Origin of the sequence: Achromobacter sp. NPDC008082 (assembly GCF_042957345.1) — a bacterium.
GTDB lineage: Bacteria > Pseudomonadota > Gammaproteobacteria > Burkholderiales > Burkholderiaceae_B > Achromobacter > Achromobacter kerstersii_A.
The window spans coordinates 630,146-647,810 of record NZ_JBIBIB010000003.1; the positions used below are offsets into that span (position 1 = coordinate 630,146).

Genomic DNA, 17,665 nt, shown 5'->3' on the forward strand with positions numbered 1-17,665 from the left:
TGCTACGCCAGCACGGAGCAGTTTTCATGGCATCTTCCCGCTCATTGGAATTCCTTCCTGAACCTGGCGTCGACGTACGCCAGTTGTTCATCCTGCTGCACGGCGTGGGCGGTTCGCCCGATAACCTTCGGCCATTGGCCGAGGCCGTGCGCGCGGCGTTTCCGGCAGCGGCGGTGCTGGCGCCCGAAGGCTTCGAGCCCTTCGATGGCGGCGGCTCGGGCCGGCAGTGGTTCTCGGTGCGCGGCGTAACGGAAGACAATCGCGCCGAACGCGTGGCGCAAGCCATGCCGCCCCTGGAAGCCTATGTGCGCGAGGCGCAGGCGCGCTTCAGCCTGTTGCAGTCCGACACCGCGCTGGCCGGTTTTTCGCAGGGCGCCATCATGGCGCTGGAATTGGTGCAGGCGCACGACGGCATGGCCGGGCGCGTCATCGCGTTCTCGGGCCGCTACGCGCAACTGCCCAAGGCCGCGCCGCAATACACCACCCTGCATCTGTTGCACGGCGCCGATGATCCGGTAATGAGCGTGGCCCACATCCAGGCCGCTCAGGCCCGCTTGGAAGAGCTGCATGGCGATTCCACCATCGACATCGCCAGCCACGTCGGCCACGAACTGCATCCCGCCCTGATCCAACGCGCCATCGTGCGCTTGCAGACCTGCGTGCCGTTGCGCGCCTGGGAAGCGGCGCTGGGGTTGAACCAGACGCCGCCGGACGGCACCACGGTGCATTGATGGCGGCCCAGGCCCCGTTGCCGCACGCTACTGATTCGGTGGGCGGCGCGCAAAGCATCTTCCGCGTGTTGCGCATCCTGAAATATGTGGGCGCTGCGCCCGCGCGCGGGGTCGGGCTGACCGACGTCGTGCGCGACATTGGTCTGACACCGCCTACCGCGCACCGCATGTTGGCCGCGCTGCTGCAAGAAGGGTTTTTATCGCTGAACCCCAAGCTCAAGACGTACAGCCTGGGGCGCGAGTCCTACATTCTGGGGCTGGCCGCGGAAGGGCGGCACGGCATCAAGGCCATCGCCGAATCGGCGGTGCTGCGCCTGGCGCAGTCCACCGGCGACACCAGTTTCCTGTCGGTTCGATCCGGGCATGAAGCCGTCTGCGTCGACCGCAAGACGGGCGACTTTCCCATCAAGATCCTGACGCTGGAAGTGGGGCATCGCCGGCCGCTCGGTGTGGGGGCGGGCAGCCTGGCGCTGCTGGCTTTCTTACCCAATGACGATATCGAACGGGTGCTGGCGCGTTACGACGCCACGGCGGCGCCTGACCTGCCGTCCACCGACATGCTGCGCGACGACATCGCCGCCGCCCGCAAGAACGGCTATGCGCTCAACCCGGGGCGCATCATTCCCGACATGCTTGGCGTGGGCGTTCCGGTGCTGGACCGCGAGCAGCGCGTGGTGGCGGCGCTGAGCGTGGCGGCGATCCGTTCACGCCTGTCGGGAGCCCGTTTGCAGGACGTGGTGGCCGCGTTGCAGCGGGCGGCGGCCGAGCTATCGGCCGACTTGGCGCCCCGCGTTTGAGAAAGTTGACGCTACCGACGGCGTCTTAGCGCCCGGCGCAGGCCTTGCCGCCGTCCACCGGCAGGCAGACGCCGGTGATGTACTTGGCTTCATCGCTGGCCAGGAACAGCGCCGCATGCGCCACGTCCCACGCATCGCCCATTCGCCCCATGGGGCTGGCGGCGTTGCGCCGGCGGCGCATTTCATCCACGTCTTCAAACTGCCCGGCGATCTGCGTATAGATCAGCGGCGTATCGATCACGCCCGGCAGCACGGCGTTGACGCGGATGTTGTCGGGCGCATACCGCACGGCCAGCGAACGGGTCAGGTGGTTCAGCCCCGCCTTGGCCGCGTAGTACGACGTGTACGGATACGTGTTGACCTGAATCGACGCCAGCGACGAGATGTTCACGATGCTGCCGCCGCCTTGCGCCAGCATGGCGGGCAGCACGTGCTTGCACGTGAGGAACACGCCGGTCAGGTTGGTGTCCAGCACGCGGTGCCAGCTTTCCTCGCTGGCTTCGATGGGGTCGCCCATTTCGGTGATGCCGACATTGTTGTGCAGCACGTCGATGCGTCCGGCCGTGGCCAGCACCGCCGACACCGCCGCCAGGATCTGCGCGGAATCGGTTACGTCGGCGGTCAGCGCCACGCAGCGGCCGCCCTCGGCCTCGATGACGCGCCGGGTCTCGTCGGCGGCGTCCGTGCGCACGTCCACCGCGAACACCCACGCGCCTTCCCGCGCATACAGGGCGGCCGCCGCCTTGCCGTTGCCCCAGCCGGGGCCTGACGAGCCGGCGCCGAACACCAGCGCCACTTTGTTCTTCAAGCGCTGGCCCATATCATTCCGCCGAAATGTGCGCGAAGTCGGCCACCTTTTTCCACTTGGCGACGTCGTCGCGAATCATCGCGGCAAACGCGTCGGGTTTGTCGGCGACGACATACGCGCCCACCCCGGCGTACTTGGCCTGCACGTCAGGATCGGCCAAGGCCTTGCGCGATGCGTCGTTCAGCTTGGCAAGAATGTCTTTCGGCAGGCCGGCAGGCGCCAGCAGGCCATTCCACATTTCCGCGTCGTAGTCGGGCAGGCCCATTTCGGCGAACGTCGGCACATCCGGCAGTTGCGGCAGGCGCGCCTTGGCCGCCACCACAATCGGCCGCAGGCTGCCGGATTGAATGTGCGCCATCGACGAGGCCGCCGTGTCCCACAAAATAGGCACCTGGCCCGCGATGACATCGTTGAGCGCCGGGCCGGTGCCGCGGTACGGCACATGCATCATGTCCAGCCCGGACAGCGATTTGTAGTATTCCATCGCCATATGGGTGGCGCCGCCGTTGCCCGACGACGCATACGAATACTTGCCTGGCGCGCCTTTGATCAGCGTCACGAACGACGCGTAATCCTTGGCGGGAAAGTTCTTGTTCACGACGATCACGCCAGGCACGCGGATGATCTGCGTGACGGGTGTGAAGTCCTTGACGGCGTCATACGGCAGATTTTTGTACACCGCAGGGTTCGTGCCGTTGGTGCTGGACGTGCCCAGCAGCAGCGTGTAGCCGTCCGGCGCGGCGGACGCGACCGCGCGTGAACCCACCGAACCGCCCGCGCCGCCCCGGTTTTCCACCACGACGGCCTGGCCGATCTGCTTGCCCAGCGCTTCGGCAAAGATGCGGCCCACCACGTCCGACGTGCCGCCGGGCGGGAAGGGCACGATCAGCCGGATCGGCCGGTCGGGGTAGCTGCTTTGCGCCACCGACGCGCCAGTCAGCGTCATGGCCAGCGTTGCGGCCGCCAGCGTCATCCAGGTTTTTGCTTTCATGATGGGTTGTCTCCTCGCTTCGATATTGTTGTGTGCGTTGCCGCTTTGTTGTTATGTCCAGGCTCAGGCGATGCGGTCGCCCGGCTTGATCTTGGCCGCCCGGCTGTCTACGCCCGGCAGCATGTGCGCGGGGTCGCGCGTGACCACCACGTCAAGAATGGTGGGGCGGTCTTTGCAGGCGAAGGCCTGGGCCAGCGCGGCCGGAATGTCGGCCGGGTCTTCCACGCGTATGCCCTGGCAGCCCAGCGCGCGCGCCACGTTGGCGTAGTTGGTTTCCACAAGATCGGACGATTGGTAGCTGCCGCTGCCGTACATCAGATGTTGCAGCGCCTTGATGTAGCCCGACGCGGCGTTGTTGACGACCACCAGCGTAAACGCCAACCCCATGCGCACGGCGGTTTCCAGTTCGCCCAACGACATATTGCAGCCGCCGTCGCCCGTCAGGCTGACGACTTGCCGCCCTGGCGCGGCGGCCGCAGCGCCGATGGCGCCCGGGATGCCATAGCCGATTGACGCAAATCCGCGGTCCGGCACGAAGCCGCGTCCCGCGCGCTTGGTGTCGAACAGCAAGCCGCCCCAGTGCGCGGCGAAGCCGCCGTCGGCCACCAGAATGCCGTCTTCCGGCAGCGCGGCGTTGATTTCATGCATCAGGCGCGCCATGCCGATGGGGCTGTCGGCCGACGTCAGCTTGCCGTTCACGGATTCGCGCCACGTGTGCATGGCCTGGCCCACTTCGTCCACATAGTCCTGGCGGCCTTGCGCGGATGCGGGTTGGGCGGCCAGGCGTTCGCCCAGCTCTTGCAGCGTGGCCCGCACGTCGCCCCACAAACGCAAGGCGGGCGTGGTGGTGCGGTCGAACTCTTCGGCCACGATGTCCAGGTGAATGATGGGCGTGCCCGCCGACAGCAGGTCGTAGCGGCGTGTGGCCACTTCGCCCAGCTTGCAGCCCACGACGAACAGGCAATCGGCCTTGGCGATCAGGTCGTTGGCGATGCGGCTGTAGCGGCCAAACAGGCCCGCGTTCAGCGGGTCGTTGCAGGCGACGGCGCCTTTGCCGCTCATGGTGTGCGCCACGGGGATGTTGAATTGCCGGGCAAAGGCTTGAACGGTATCGGCGGCATCACTGATGTGTACGCCGCCGCCGCACAGCATCAGCGGGCGGGAGGCGCCGGCCAGCATGCTGGCGGCTTGCGCCAGATCGTCAGCGGCTGGGCGGCAGCGCAGGGCGGGGGCGCGGCGGTAGTTGGCGCTGGAGTAGAAGACGTCGGCATCAAAGGCGTGGACTTCATGCGCAATGTCTTCCGGCACATCCAGCACCACCGGACCCGGCCGTCCGCTGGTGGCCACCGCGAACGCGCGGCGCACCAGTTCCGGGATACGCTCGATTTTTTCCACGCGCAGCACGTCCTTCACCACGGGCCGCAACACCTCCAGCTGGCGCGCTTCCTGCGTCATGTTCTTCCAGGAATGCATCCGGTGCGAATCGCCTACCAGCGCCACCATTGCCGTGCCGGCGTTGTAGGCTTCGGCCAGTCCGGTGACCAGATTGGTGGCGCCGGGGCCAAGGGTGGCGTCGCAAACGCCGGGGCGGCCGCTGACCTTGGTGTAGGCATCGGCGGCGAACACGGCGCAGCGCTCATCGTTGATCAGGTTGTGGTTCAGCTTCAGACGCCGCACGGCGTCGTAGAACGGCAGCAACTGAAAGCCGCCCATACCGAACATCAAGCCCACATCGTGCGCGGCGAACATGCGTGCAATGGCTTCGCCGCCCGTGATTTCCAGTTTTTCCGACATGCGGGTAATGCTCCTAGTAAGTGCCGCGCCCGTTCAGCAGGGCGTCGATAAAAGTTTTCAGCGGCGTGCCAACGCGGCAGCCCCATTCGCGGGCGCGGGCGTTGGCGCACGAAATCATTCCTTCCTGGTAGCACGAGCGGGCGTCGCCGATGCGCGCGCTGTAGGCCGACACGGTCAGCGCCGCGATGCCGCGCTGTTGCAGCAGCGGCAGCCGGCCGATGCCGGCGCTGTCTTTGCCGATACCGGCGTCGTTGAAAGTCACCAGCCGTGGCGAGGCTTTCACGCCGTCGGTGTCCAGGCCGGCCAGCCGCTCGCCATGCGAGGCCGTGACCACGATGCGTCCGTCGTCACCGGCATCCAGCAGCGACACGGAATCAGCGCCAATGACCAGCGGCGTGCCGTCGGCGGCGGTTTTGAAAATGGAGCGGGATTCTTGCTGCGCAGCGGGCCGCGTCTGGCCGGCAGGCGCTTGGCCCAGCACCCGGGCGGCGTCGGCGACGGCCATGCCCGTGCGGCAGCCCAGCGCCTGCGCCAAGGCATTGGCGTGGCTAATGACACCGTGGCGCGCCATGTCGGCGCCGTCGCCGATGCGGCAACTGCGGTAGTCGGCCGTGGCGGCGGGTACGCCCCATTGCTGCAAATCTGCCAAGCCCGCAATGCCCGCCTGTTCCCAGCCGACCCCGGCGTCATTCAGGATGACGGCGCGTACGTGGCCGCGCGCCGCGCAATAGGCCGCGTAGCTGCCGCCGTGCGAGCCCGCGATCACAACGCGGCCCGCATCGTCAGGACTTAGTTTGGTGATGCTGTCCAGGACGCGCGCACCCGCCGCCCCTGATGGATGTTCCATATTATGGATTTGTCTCATTGCCTGAACGGCTGTGGCGCCATCTGCCGCGCCACGCTGTTCATTGATAGTTGTAAAAATCAGCGATGAGACAATTCTACGGGCGGCCATTTCCCGCGAGCAATGTCATATCCATATTATGGAAACGACATTGCCGGCCTGCTGCTTACTTTTCCCAGCCGCCACCCAGCGCCAGGAAGACGGCGATCTGGTCGCTGCTGAGTTCCGCCTGCGAGGCGGCCAGCGCGCTTTCGTTGGTGGCCAGAGTGCGTTCGGCGTCCAGCACGGTCAGGTAGTCGGTCTTGCCGTACTGGAACAACTGACGCGCTTGCGAAGCGGCTTCGGCGCTTTGGTCGCGGGCGGCGCGCAACGACGCATCGCGGTCCAGCTGGCGGGCGTAGACGACCAGCGCGCTTTCCGTTTCGCGCAGGGCGTTCAGCACCGTGGCGTCAAAACGCGCCACGGCGGCCTTGGTGTTGGCTTCGGCTTCCGCGATGCGGGCCTGCACCGCGCCTGTGTTCGGCAGCGTCCACGAGATCAGCGGGCCGACGCTCCAGCCGAAGGTGCCGCGATCGCCAAACATCGAAGCGGGGCCGCCCGATGCGCCGGACAAGCCCAGCGTGATCTTCGGATAGAGGTCCGCCGTGGCCACGCCGATGCGCGCCGTGCTCGCGGCCAGCGTGCGCTCGGCCTGGCGGATGTCGGGGCGGCGGCGCAGCAGTGCGGCGCCATCGCCCACGGGAATGGTGTCGGTCAGGCGCGGCGCGGCGGCGCATTGCAGCAGCGATGCGGGAATCTCGTTGGGCGTCTGGCCCGTCAGCGCGGCCAGTCGGTACAAGGCGGTGCGTTGCTGCGCCTGGAAGGGCGGCAGGTTGGCTTGCAGCTGTTCGAGCTGGCTGCGGGCGCGGGTCACATCCAAGGTAGTGCCACGGCCTGCGCGTTGCAGGCGGCTGACGGCGTCCAGCGATTCCTTTTGCACCTGCACCGAGTGTTGCGCCGACGCCAGCTGCATGCCGGCTGCGCACATGTTGGCATAGGCGCGTGCGGTTTCGGCTGCCACTGTCACACGCGTGGCGTCGTAGGCGGCTTGCGCGGCCTGTGCGTCGCCGCTGGCGGCTTCAACCGCGCGGCGAATTTGCCCGAACAGGTCAAGCTGGTACGACACGCTGGCGCCCGCCGAGTACGACCAGCGGTTGGGGGGATCAATGCCCGGTTGCAGCTCTTGCAAGCCCGACACATGGCCGAATGTGGGCGAGGCGTTCACGCCTATCGTCGGTTGCTGCTGCGCCTGCGATTCCTGCACCGCGGCCTGCGCACGCTCCAGGTTGGCGCTGGCCACACGCAAGTCCGTATTCGCCGACAACGCTTTTTCAACCAGGCCGTCCAGTAGCGGGTCGTTATACAAACGCCACCAGTGGCCCGACACCGCTTGCTGCTGGAACACGCCCGACTGCGCTTCCAGGAAGGCGCCTTGCGCCGCCTGTCGCTGGACGACCGACTCGGCAGGCACCTGGTAATCCGAGCCCACGGTGGTGCATCCGGCCAGCGCAAGGGCCAGCATCAGCGGCAGAAGGTGTTTGGTGTTCATGGCAAGTACGGCTTGGCGTTGATAAGAAGGTTGAAAAATAGGTCGTCAGAAATCGGGTTGCGGAAAAATGGCGATCAGGCCGGCGGATGCGCGCCGGACGCGGCGCGTTGCGAGGTGCTCTGCGCCGTGGCCGGCGTTGCGCCAGGGTTCGTGTTTTGCGTTGTGTCTTGCTTGGCTGCCTGCGCGGGCTTCGGGTCGACCGACACCGTGGCCGTCTGGCCGGCGACCAGACGCACGCCGTCCGGCACGTCGTCAATCTTCACGCGCACCGGAATGCGTTGCGCCAGACGCACCCAGTTGAATGTCGGGTTCACGTTGGGCAGCAGGTTCGCGCCCGTGCTGCGGTCGCGGTCGGCAATACCCATGGCGATGCTTTCCACATGGCCGCGGATGTGGCGCGAATCGCCCATCAAGGTCACGGTGACGGGGTCGCCTTCATGTATGCCGGGCAGCTTGGTTTCTTCGAAATAGCCTTCGACGTAGAACGACCCGGCGTCCACCAGCGCCATCACGCCGTGGCCTGCGGTGGCGTACGAGCCCGCGCGCAAATCCAGGTTGGTGATGCGGCCATCGCTTGCGGCCAGCACGCGGCTGCGTTCCAGGTTCAGACGCGCGGTGTTCAGCTGCACCTCGGCCTGCGCCAGCGCGGCTTCGGTCTGCTGCACCTTGGTCTGGCTTTGTTCAACGGCTTCGGCGGCCACCAGCTGGCCCAGCGAGCGGTTGCGCTTGGCGTCGCGCAGCGCCTGGTCGTGCGCCACTTGCTGCGAACGCACCGAGGCTTGCGCCTGGTCGAACGCCAGCTGGAAGCGGGCGCGGTCGATTTCAAACAGCAGGTCGCCGGCTTTGACGTCCTGGTTGTCGTGCACGGGCACGGCAGTCACCAGGCCCGACACGTCGGGCGCTACCTGCACCACATAGGCTTTGACGCGGCCGTCGCGCGTCCAGGGTTCAACTTCGTAGTGCACCCAGAGCTGCCAGCCGGCGTAAGCGGCGGCGGCGACGACAACCGCCGTCACCGCGAACTTGCCGATAGCAGCAGGGCGAAGAGCATTGGGGAGTTTCATACCTATCTCTGGAGAAAATAAGGGGAAATCAGGGAGACGCCATACAGCAGCACCACAAACAGCGCCAGATCAAACAGCGCGGGGTGCCACACCAGGCGGTACAGGCCGGCGCGCGCCAGCACGCGGCGCAGCGCCCAGGCCACGCCAAGCGTGACCACGCCCAGCACCAGCAGCCATGGGAAGTAAATACCGTAGAGATTGAATTCGCCGATCATGATGCGTGGCCCTCCATGGCGGGATGGGCGGGTTGGTAGTCGGGGGCGTCGGGGAAGAAGGCGCGGCGGATGCCCACCAGGGCCACCACGGCGCGGTCGCGTGCGGCCAGGCCTTGCGGGGTAGCGGCCACGCTGGATAAGGCGCGGTCGATCTGCGCCAGGAACTCCGGCGTTTTTTCGCCGATGCGCCACGACGAACGCGCGCGGAAAAAATGCGCCAGGCTATTGAGCACCGGCTGTATCGTGGGTTCCGCCATCGGCAGATGACGGCGCGCGCGTTGCAGCTCGGTGATGTCGCGGCCCACGCGCAGGTCTTTCAGGGCGTCGGCGGCAACCAGGTCATCCGGGCGTTGGGCCAGCGCCAGGCGCGGCTGCAACAGGCCGATGCGGTCCAGCATGCGCGCAGTGTAGGTGTGGCGCGACGGCGCGCGCGGCGAGCTGGCCAAGGTCGCCAGTTCTTTCCAGTTGGCGGCCTGGATGCGGCGGGCGCTCCAGTCGGCGCTGACCGTACGGAAAATGGCGGCGATGATGGCGGCCGTAGCCACGCCCATGCACTGCGCCACTTGCGTGTCGATGAACGAGACGACATCCGCGGTGTTGGTGTCTTGCAGCGCCATCGTGCCCAGAAAACCGAACAGCATCGCCATGGCCTTGCCGGCGCTGGCGGGGCGGGCGATGAAAATACCCAGCACGAAGGCGGTGGGCAGCATCGCCAACGCCAGCATTTCAAACGAATGGATGGCGGGCATGATGCCCAGCAGATACAGCGCCGACAGCGGGATGGAATACACCGTGTAGGTCAGGAACTGCATGATGCCCGGCACGGGGTTGTCTTGCGACGCGAAGAAGCAGCTGAAGATGGCGGCCATGAGCGCGGCGGTGGCGCCGTTGCTCCAGGCCGTGCCGATCCAGAACGCGCAGCACACCGAAATGGCCACGCCCGCTGCCAAGGCCGACAACAGCGCCATGCCGTGGTCGCGGTGCAGCGCGGCGTTCGGGTCGCGGTTGGAACGCTGTGTGCGCATGGGCGTTCGCAGCGGCGCGCCTTCCAGTCCGGCGCGAATCTCGCGGCGCAGCGTCAGACATTCGTCATAGGTGTCGATCAGTTCGCGCAGCCGCGTCATCAGGCTGGCCAGCAGCGCGTCGCGCCACGTGGAATGGCTGTCGATGGCGGGGGTCAAACGGGTGACGGCCGCGCGCAATTGCACGGCGGTTTCATGCGAAGCCTGGGCGCCGGCATTGATCCATTCCGAGATGTCGTTCAGCAGCGCCGACACGGGTTCCGGCAGCGGTTGATCATTGGCTTGCAAGGCGCGCAGCCGGTCTTCCACGGCCGAGACGGCGGGCGTCAACGCTGAAATCTGGTCCTGCATGGCGCGCACCGCGCCGGACGTCCAGCGCAGGTTGCTGGTGTCAAACGGCACGTGGGTCGACAAGAGACGCAGCTGCGTGATGTCGTTGGCCAGCACGCGGCGGTCGCGGTCGCGCTGTTCGGCGTTCTGCCCGCTAAGCGTGTCGTGCATCCAGTTGCGCGCATCGCGCACGGCCTTGTCCAGTTGCAGCGTCAACGCAGGCGCCAGGCCTCGCGGCAGCACAATGCTGTGGACGAGCGTGGCGCAGACGATGCCCAGGCTGATCTCTTCCACGCGGGCCAGCGCGGTGTCGAACACCAGGGAAGGGTCAGTCACGCTGGGAAAGCCGATCATCGCGGCGGTGTAGCCGGCCAGCATGAACAGATAAGAGCGCGGCGTGCGGTCCAGCACCGACATGTACAGGCAGGCGCCCACCCACAACACCATGGCGCCCGTCATGACGACGGGCGAATTCGACAGCCGCGGCACCATGTACACGGTGGCGGCCGAACCGAAGAAGGTGCCGACGAGCCGGTACAGCGCCTTGGAGCGCACGGCGCCCGACCAGGGCTGGGCCACGACATAGGCGGTGGTCATCGCCCAGAACGGACGCGGCAAACCCATGCTGTAGGCCAGATAAAGCGCCATGATGGCGCTTAGGTAGCTCTTCAGCGAAAAGATGGTTTCGCGGACGTTCGGCAATTTCACGATTGATTGTCCTGTTGATGGCCGCCTGCGGCGCCGCGTCCCAGGGACACTTTCAGCGCATCGAAAACGCGCAGACAGGCTTCCAGGTCGGCTTCGCTGACGCCGTTGAACAGGCGGCGGCGCAGTTCCACCAGCACGTCTTCGACCTGCGCGCGCAGCGCATGGCCGGCGTCGGTCAGGTGCAAAGTCTTGGCGCGGCGGTCGTGCGCGTCTTCGCGGCGTTCCATCAGGCCGGCGGCCACCAATTGATCCAGCACACGAACCAGCGACGGGCCTTCAACACCCAGCGCCTCGGCCAGCGCGCCTTGGCGCACCCCGTCGCCCAGGCGGCCAGCCAGGATGACGGGCCAGGCCGTGGCTTGCGACAGGCCGTAGTCGGCCAGCGCTTTATCGGCGGCGCCACGATAGGCGCGGGACAGCACCATCAGGTTTGCGGTGGTGGCCATGAGTTGGGAGTCGGAAGGCGTGTTCATGGAGATAGATTGTATCCTATCTATTAGCTTACTAATAATTGAAAATGGCGAATATCCCCATTGATTTTTTCAATTGGCTAGATAGGAGGGGGTCTTTCCACAGATGGAAAAATGGGGCCAGCTACGCGGCGAACGTGGAACCAGCCGGCGTGGGCAGGGTGAGGCGCGCAATACCCGGGCCGAAAACTCGCCGGTCCACCGCGCGCCACCCGTGAATCACCCGTTGCAGTCCGCCCAGCAGTTGGGCGTTTCATAAAGACGCACGCGCGACAGGCGCAAGTCGGCGCCGTAGTGGCCGTGATAGTGCGGGGCCAGCGTGTCGAACACGATCTTGGCCAGGTTCTCGGCGGTGGGAATGCGGTCCAGCACCACGGTCTTGTGGCCGGGCAGGGTGTCCAAAAAGCCGCGCACGGCGGCGTCGCCTTCGAACACCAGGAACGCGTGATCCCATACGTCCACGATGTGGGTCTTGGCGATGTGCTTGATTTCGGAGAAGTCCATCAACATGCCGTTGTCGGATTCGCCGGGGGCTTGCACGATGTCACCCGTCAGGGTGATTTCCAACACATAGCGATGGCCATGCAGATTGCGGCACTGGCTGCGGTGATCAGGAATGCGGTGGCCGGCGTCGAATTCCAGCCTGCGGGTCACGGAAATCATTGCGTGCTCCGCCGCGCGTTCGGGTAAATCATGGAATGCCTATGTATTTGTGAGTCTGCAAACTGAGCCGCCATTGCGGGTGCTGCATACAGTATTGAACGGCTTGTTCGGTGTTCTTCACGCGCGTGGGGCCGTCCATGGGTTGCAGGAAAAAGTGCTCGAAATCCAGATGCACAAAGGATTCCGGCAGCGCATTGAGCTGCGGGTAGACAAGCTTCAATTCATTGCCGCGCTCAATGATCAGCGGCGCGGTGCCTTTGGGGCTGACGCAGATCCAGTCGATGCCCTTGGGCGGCTTGACGGTGCCATTGGTTTCAATGGCCACGGTGAATCCGCGCGCATGGACGGCGGCCAGCAGCGCGTCGTCCAGTTGCAGCAGCGGTTCGCCACCGGTGAAGACGACGTAGCGGTCTTTCGTGCCTGGGCCCCAGGACGCGGCGATGGCGTCGGCCAGCAGTTCGGCCGTGGTGAATTTGCCACCACCCTCGCCGTCGGTGCCGATGAAGTCGGTGTCACAGAACGTGCAGGCGGCGCTGGCGCGGTCGCTTTCACGGCCGGTCCAGAGGTTACAGCCCGCAAACCGGCAAAACACCGCCGCGCGGCCCGCATGGGCGCCTTCGCCTTGCAGGGTCTTGAATATTTCTTTGGCGGAGTAGGTCATAGGGGGGGAGTCATGGCGCGGTGCAGAGCCGGACGCCGTAAATTCACGCAAAAGCGGATTATTTTACTTGGTATAGACTCGCGGCCATGTTTCATGTTCAAGATTCCCTGTATATCGACGAGCGCGACCTGACGTTCTCCATGATCCGCGCCCAGGGCGCGGGCGGGCAAAACGTCAACAAGGTGTCCAGCGCCGTGCACCTGCGCTTTGACGTGCGCGCCTCCCGCCTGCCGCTCGAGGTCCAGGACGCGCTGTGCGCCGTCAGCGACCATCGCATCTCAAAAGATGGCGTTATCGTCATCAAGTCGCAGTCGTTTCGCAGCCAGGAGAAAAACCGGGCCGAAGCCATTGAGCGCTTGATCGGCATGGTTCGGGCGGCGATTCAGGTCGACAAACCGCGCCGCGCCACCAAACCGACCCGTTCTTCGCAGCGCCGCCGCGTGCAGCGCAAGGTGCAGCACGGCGAGGTCAAACGGCTGCGTGGCCGGGTGCAGGGGGACTGATCTTCTATGTTGCCCCAAGCAAAAACCCCAATCCGTACAGGGGCATGACTATATATCGATCGTTCACGATATATGATTCGATAAATTGCGATATACCAATATGACCGCATCCTCTTCACCGACCGATCAGACCGGCAACCTGCCGGGCATTGACGCCGACGCCATTCTCAAGGCGCTGGCCAATCCCGTGCGGCGCGACATCCTCGCGTGGCTGAAGACACCGCAGGCGTACTTCGAAGAGCGCCCCGGCCACACCTTTGAACACGGGGTGTGCGCGGGCCACATCGATGACCGCTGCGGCTTGTCACAGTCCACCGTGTCATCGCACCTGGCCGTGTTGCAGCGTGCAAGCCTGATCACGTCGACGAAGGTGGGGCAGTGGGTATTTTTCCGTCGCAATGAACCCGTGATTGCCGCGTTTTTGCGGCAATTGAATCAGGATATGTAGTCAGCCGCAGGCCCTTGGCCGCGGCCCCAGCGCCCCGTGATCCGGGACGGAAGGATTTTGCATGAGCTCCCTGTTTGACCCCCTGCGCGTCGGCGACCTTACGCTGCGCAACCGCATCATCATGGCCCCGCTGACCCGTCAGCGCGCCAGCGAAGGCCGCGTGCCCAACGACTTGATGCTTGAGTACTACACCCAGCGCGCCGACGCCGGCCTGATCCTGACCGAGGCCACCTCCGTGACCCCGCAAGGCGTGGGCTATGCCGATTCCCCCGGCCTGTGGTCGACCGAGCAAGTGAAGGGCTGGCGCAAGATTACCGCCGCCGTGCACGAGAAGGGCGGTTTGATTGCCGCGCAGCTCTGGCACGTGGGCCGCATTTCCGACCCGATCTTCCTGAATGGCGAACTGCCCGTTGCGCCCAGCGCGATTGCGGCTGGCGGCCACGTCAGCCATGTGCGCCCCAAGCGCGCCTACGTCACCCCGCGTGCGCTGGAAACGGCTGAAGTGGCGGGCGTGCTCGAAGCCTATCGCCATGGCGCGAAGATGGCGCAGGAAGCCGGTTTTGACGGCGTTGAAGTGCATGCCGCCAACGGCTACCTGCTGGACCAGTTCCTGCAAGACAGCACCAACCATCGCACCGACCAGTACGGCGGTTCGCTGGAAAACCGCGCCCGCCTGCTGCTGGAAGTGGTGGATGCGTGCGTGGAAATCTGGGGCGCGGGCCGCGTGGGCGTGCATCTGTCGCCGCGCGCCGATGCGCACACGATGGGCGATTCGGATCTGGCCGGCACGTTCACTTATGTGGCCACCGAACTGGGCAAGCGCGGCATCGCATTCATCTGCGCCCGCGAACACGAAGGCGAAGACAGCCTGGGCCCGAAGCTGAAGGCCGCGTTTGGCGGCGTGTACATCGCCAACGAAGGCTTCACGCGCGAATCCGCCGAAGCCGCCATCGACGCCGGCCGTGCCGATGCCGTGGCGTTTGGCGTGCAATACATCGCCAACCCTGACCTGGTGCGCCGCTTTGAATTGAACGCGCCGCTGAACACGCCGGACCCGTCCACGTTCTACGCGCAAGGCGCGGTGGGCTACACGGATTACCCGGCGTTGCCCTGAACGCAGGGGCGGGCCGCGCCGGGCCGCATAAGCCCGCGCCGGCTCGGGCTTACATCACCGCGCGCATCGGGTAGGTAAACAAACCGAAGTGCGCGGCGTTCAAGCCCAGATGCGCCAGCACGGCGGCGGCCAGACCGCCGTAGCGGTACGCCACGCCGTAGGCCACGCCGGCGCAACTGGCCAGCAATACCCACTGCCAGCCGCCCGCGTAATGCGCCAATCCGAATAGCGCGGCGGCAATCGCCAGCGCCGCCCAGCCGCCCCAGGCATGGCGGCGCCAGCGCATCGACAACTGCTGCTGCACATAGCCGCGAAACAACGCCTCTTCGGCCAGTGTGACCAGCAACGCGTTATTGATGAGCCAGAGCCAGGCGGGTTCCGGCCACTTGGGCGCCCAGCCCACCACGTTCAACGCCAACCCCAATCCCAAACACACCAGCACCGCGCCCGCGCAGGCCAGCACGGCGGCGGCGAGGGTTGCGCGCCCGGTCGCGCCCGCCATCGGCGGGGCCAGCGCCAGCACCACCCAGAACGCAACCAGCGGTTTGTCCAGGTTCAGATACATGCCGAACGGCAGCGCGTCCGGGCTTAGCGGCGCGGGCGCGATGACTTGCGGGTTGTGAAAGCCGGGCAGCAGATGCAGGAACAACGCCGCGGCCAGCAGCAGAAATAAAACATGGCCGGCCGCGCGGGTCCCGTTCGCCGCCGCTGGCCGCACCCCCACGGCCGCCAGCAAAAGCAGCGCGGGCGCAATCAACCCCACGGGATCGATCGCCCCATCCGTCAACGCCCAGCCCCACGCCACCATCAACGGCGCCAACGCCCAACGGCGTGTGGCGGGCGGCCAGAGCAGGGCGGCGGAAAGAAACAGCGCGGACCAGGGGCTAAGCAAGGGCATGGGAAGTGAAGGTGCGACGGCAACGCGCAGAGTGTACGTGTCTGCGAGGGGTGTCAGGGGTATGCAACCCGCCTAGCCAACCGGGGAATTCAACCGGGGATTCAACACGGGAATTCAACGCGGGTTTCAACGCGGAAATTAAACCCGGCCATCCAACTCTCCCGCTTTCCATTTCGCCGCTTTCAGGCGACCATGCCGCAGCGGCGGCGCAAGGCCCGCCATGTATCCGGCGGACCCGTTCGTTCGCCAGCACCGGGAGTCACAATGAAAATGATCGCGTGGTTGATGTTGGCGGCGGCGATTTTGCCGTTCGTATCGGCGCTGCTTGCCAAGGCGGGCGGCAAGAAGTACGACAACAACGATCCCCGGGCGTGGCTGGCCCGTCAGGAGGGCTGGCGTGCGCGGGCCAACGCGGCGCAGGTCAACACCTTTGAAGCGCTGCCATTCTTCTTCGCGGCCGTGTTGTTCGCGCTGTACAACCAGGCGCCGCCTGCGCATGTCGCCACCTTGATGGCGTGCTGGCTGGGCGTGCGGCTGGGCTATATCGCAATGTATCTGGCGGGCTGGGGCGCGCTGCGCTCGCTGGTCTGGGCGGTCAGCGTGGGTTTCGTGATCGCCATCCTGTTCTCTGGCGTCTGACGCGCGGGCGGTTTCACCGGGGCGGGGCGCTCAGCGGCGCTCCGCCCTAGTGTTGCCATGCGGTCCCGGGTTGACGTGCCTGCGCCCGCTTACTTCCACTCAAATACCGCGCGGGCGGTGCCGGTGTTCTGCACCGTCACTTCACGTTCCTGCGTCTTGCCTGCGTAGCTTGCCGAAATCTTGTAGGCGCCTGCCGGCAGTTTGATCAGCATGTACGGGCCTTCAGCCGTGGCCTTCAAGACTTCCTTGCCATGCGCGTCATGAATGGCGACGCCCACGCTGGCCACATAGTCCGCCTTGCCGTCGCGTTGCGCGGCGAAGGTGAGCGCGAGCGGATAGTCCTTGGCGGCCGCCTTCATGGCTTCCGATTCGTCAATGCCGATGCCGCCGCTCACGTACTGCACCGTGCCCTGATGTTTGACGGGCGGCAGCGCCGCTTGCGCGGTCGACAAGACGCCAGCCAGTGCGATGCTGCCCACCGCCATCATGGCGGCCAGGGTGCAGCGTTCAATGCGTTTGTTCATAAGGGTCTCCTGAAAAGGACCTACGGGTTTCGACTGGGACGCCGCCCGGGAGTTCGCGTTCGCCAAGCATATCGCCGCGTTATGCGGCCTGCCAATGAAACGCCAGCCGGCTTTCCCCGCTGACCGTGCCGTCAGGCGCAAAGCGCCTTTCATCCAGCTGTCCGGCGCCGTCTTCATGCAGCGCCAACACGCTGGAGCTGCGGGTGCCATAGTCGGGGCTGACAATGAAAGGGCTGCTCAATAGTTTTTCGCGATCTCGCGGCAGGCCCGTGGCGGGCATTTCTTCGTCGCCTGCGGTTTCGCGGTCGGCCAGGGCATTGAACAGCGCCGGCAGGTCGGGCTGCGGCGACCGCGCCAGCACGGCGGTGAACGCCGCCTTGGTGCGCGCCAGCTTGGGCCACGGCGTGTCCAGCAAATGGTTTGACAGCGCATAGATACCGGGTTCAAGCGCGCGCGGGCCGCCATTGCGGTTGCTCAAATACCAGGCTTCGCGCGTGTCGCCCACGATCAGGTTGAAGCCGTTGTACGCCTGGTCACCGGCGTGCGTACGCGCCAGGTAATCGGCAGGCGAGGCTGCGCCGCGCAAAAAATCTTCCACCAGCGCGCCGCGCGATGGCGCCGGGTTCAGGTGCTTGCCGGGCTCGCGGAAATTGGTCACCAGCGCAAAACGCCCCGACGTGGTCACGCCCATCCAGGTGCCGCCCGCCAAGCCGTCGCGGCCCGCGTAGATGGTCGGCGCGTCATCCCATTGCGCGGCGGGGCGCGTGGGTCGCGCGTGAAATTCATCGCGGTTGGCGGCGATCAAGACGGGGATGCCCGGCAAGGCATGCAGGGCCAATACGGCAAGACACAT

20 protein-coding genes are annotated in these 17,665 nt (G+C 65.8%); 6 read left to right on the forward strand and 14 right to left on the reverse strand.

Annotated features, from left to right (window positions below):
- Positions 1–26 precede the first annotated feature (26 nt).
- Positions 27–731: an esterase gene (ypfH, locus tag ACFZAI_RS14980; protein ID WP_054421618.1), complete on the forward strand. Its 705-nt coding sequence runs from the start codon at positions 27–29 to the stop codon at positions 729–731.
- Positions 731–1,528, forward strand: coding sequence for an IclR family transcriptional regulator (locus tag ACFZAI_RS14985; protein ID WP_391567599.1), 798 nt, complete (start codon positions 731–733; stop codon positions 1,526–1,528). Before ypfH ends, ACFZAI_RS14985 begins: the two co-directional genes overlap by 1 nt.
- Before the next feature lie 25 nt (positions 1,529–1,553).
- Here the strand turns inward: ACFZAI_RS14985 and ACFZAI_RS14990 are convergent, their stop codons facing one another.
- The 11 genes from ACFZAI_RS14990 to queE form a co-directional block, all read right to left on the reverse strand.
- Positions 1,554–2,348: an SDR family NAD(P)-dependent oxidoreductase gene (locus ACFZAI_RS14990; RefSeq protein WP_391567600.1), complete on the reverse strand. Its 795-nt coding sequence runs from the start codon at positions 2,346–2,348 to the stop codon at positions 1,554–1,556.
- Between the two features lies 1 nt (position 2,349).
- A complete protein-coding gene (locus ACFZAI_RS14995) occupies positions 2,350–3,327 on the reverse strand; it encodes a Bug family tripartite tricarboxylate transporter substrate binding protein (RefSeq protein WP_391567601.1) in 978 nt (325 codons plus the stop codon).
- 63 nt (positions 3,328–3,390) lie between these two features.
- The gene (locus ACFZAI_RS15000; protein WP_391567602.1) at positions 3,391–5,121 is read right to left on the reverse strand and encodes a thiamine pyrophosphate-binding protein; all 1,731 of its coding nucleotides are present in this window, start codon (positions 5,119–5,121) and stop codon (positions 3,391–3,393) included.
- A gap of 13 nt (positions 5,122–5,134) precedes the next feature.
- Positions 5,135–5,968, reverse strand: coding sequence for a hypothetical protein (locus tag ACFZAI_RS15005; protein WP_391567603.1), 834 nt, complete (start codon positions 5,966–5,968; stop codon positions 5,135–5,137).
- Between the two features lie 163 nt (positions 5,969–6,131).
- The gene (locus ACFZAI_RS15010) at positions 6,132–7,553 is read right to left on the reverse strand and encodes an efflux transporter outer membrane subunit (RefSeq protein WP_391567604.1); all 1,422 of its coding nucleotides are present in this window, start codon (positions 7,551–7,553) and stop codon (positions 6,132–6,134) included.
- A 74-nt stretch (positions 7,554–7,627) separates the two neighbouring features.
- Positions 7,628–8,617 carry an efflux RND transporter periplasmic adaptor subunit gene (locus tag ACFZAI_RS15015; protein ID WP_391567605.1) on the reverse strand — a complete coding sequence of 330 codons (990 nt, stop codon included), beginning with the start codon at positions 8,615–8,617 and terminating at the stop codon, positions 7,628–7,630.
- Between the two features lie 2 nt (positions 8,618–8,619).
- Complete coding sequence (locus tag ACFZAI_RS15020; RefSeq protein WP_054421638.1) at positions 8,620–8,832, reverse strand: DUF1656 domain-containing protein; 213 nt, start codon at positions 8,830–8,832, stop codon at positions 8,620–8,622.
- A complete protein-coding gene (locus ACFZAI_RS15025) occupies positions 8,829–10,892 on the reverse strand; it encodes an FUSC family protein (RefSeq protein WP_391567606.1) in 2,064 nt (687 codons plus the stop codon). The genes ACFZAI_RS15020 and ACFZAI_RS15025 overlap by 4 nt, the downstream gene beginning before the upstream one ends.
- Positions 10,889–11,365, reverse strand: a complete 477-nt coding sequence (locus ACFZAI_RS15030) for a MarR family winged helix-turn-helix transcriptional regulator (protein WP_391567607.1) — start codon at positions 11,363–11,365, stop codon at positions 10,889–10,891. Before ACFZAI_RS15030 ends, ACFZAI_RS15025 begins: the two co-directional genes overlap by 4 nt.
- 216 nt (positions 11,366–11,581) lie before the next feature.
- On the reverse strand, positions 11,582–12,025 hold the full coding sequence (queD, locus tag ACFZAI_RS15035) for a 6-carboxytetrahydropterin synthase QueD (RefSeq protein WP_054421646.1): 444 nt from the start codon (positions 12,023–12,025) through the stop codon (positions 11,582–11,584).
- A gap of 28 nt (positions 12,026–12,053) precedes the next feature.
- Complete coding sequence (queE, locus tag ACFZAI_RS15040; protein ID WP_391567608.1) at positions 12,054–12,686, reverse strand: 7-carboxy-7-deazaguanine synthase; 633 nt, start codon at positions 12,684–12,686, stop codon at positions 12,054–12,056.
- An 86-nt stretch (positions 12,687–12,772) separates the two neighbouring features.
- Here queE and arfB point away from each other — a divergent pair, with 86 nt between their 5' ends.
- The 3 genes from arfB (at position 12,773) to ACFZAI_RS15055 (ending at position 14,751) form a co-directional block, all read left to right on the forward strand.
- On the forward strand, positions 12,773–13,189 hold the full coding sequence (gene arfB / locus ACFZAI_RS15045; protein WP_391567609.1) for an alternative ribosome rescue aminoacyl-tRNA hydrolase ArfB: 417 nt from the start codon (positions 12,773–12,775) through the stop codon (positions 13,187–13,189).
- A 100-nt stretch (positions 13,190–13,289) separates the two neighbouring features.
- A complete protein-coding gene (locus ACFZAI_RS15050) occupies positions 13,290–13,637 on the forward strand; it encodes a helix-turn-helix transcriptional regulator (RefSeq protein ID WP_054421655.1) in 348 nt (115 codons plus the stop codon).
- A 61-nt stretch (positions 13,638–13,698) separates the two neighbouring features.
- The gene (locus ACFZAI_RS15055) at positions 13,699–14,751 is read left to right on the forward strand and encodes an alkene reductase (RefSeq protein ID WP_391567610.1); all 1,053 of its coding nucleotides are present in this window, start codon (positions 13,699–13,701) and stop codon (positions 14,749–14,751) included.
- A gap of 49 nt (positions 14,752–14,800) precedes the next feature.
- On the opposite strand, the gene ACFZAI_RS15060 is transcribed toward ACFZAI_RS15055, so the two are convergent.
- Complete coding sequence (locus tag ACFZAI_RS15060; RefSeq protein WP_391567611.1) at positions 14,801–15,649, reverse strand: CPBP family intramembrane glutamic endopeptidase; 849 nt, start codon at positions 15,647–15,649, stop codon at positions 14,801–14,803.
- Between the two features lie 264 nt (positions 15,650–15,913).
- On the opposite strand from ACFZAI_RS15060, the gene ACFZAI_RS15065 reads away from it, so the two are divergent.
- Positions 15,914–16,288 carry an MAPEG family protein gene (locus tag ACFZAI_RS15065; protein ID WP_391567612.1) on the forward strand — a complete coding sequence of 125 codons (375 nt, stop codon included), beginning with the start codon at positions 15,914–15,916 and terminating at the stop codon, positions 16,286–16,288.
- Positions 16,289–16,377: 89 nt separating this feature from the next.
- Here the strand turns inward: ACFZAI_RS15065 and ACFZAI_RS15070 are convergent, their stop codons facing one another.
- Both ACFZAI_RS15070 and ACFZAI_RS15075 read right to left on the reverse strand, forming a co-directional pair.
- The gene (locus ACFZAI_RS15070; protein ID WP_391567613.1) at positions 16,378–16,812 is read right to left on the reverse strand and encodes a carboxypeptidase regulatory-like domain-containing protein; all 435 of its coding nucleotides are present in this window, start codon (positions 16,810–16,812) and stop codon (positions 16,378–16,380) included.
- A gap of 79 nt (positions 16,813–16,891) precedes the next feature.
- On the reverse strand, positions 16,892–17,665 hold the full coding sequence (locus ACFZAI_RS15075; protein ID WP_391567614.1) for an NRDE family protein: 774 nt from the start codon (positions 17,663–17,665) through the stop codon (positions 16,892–16,894).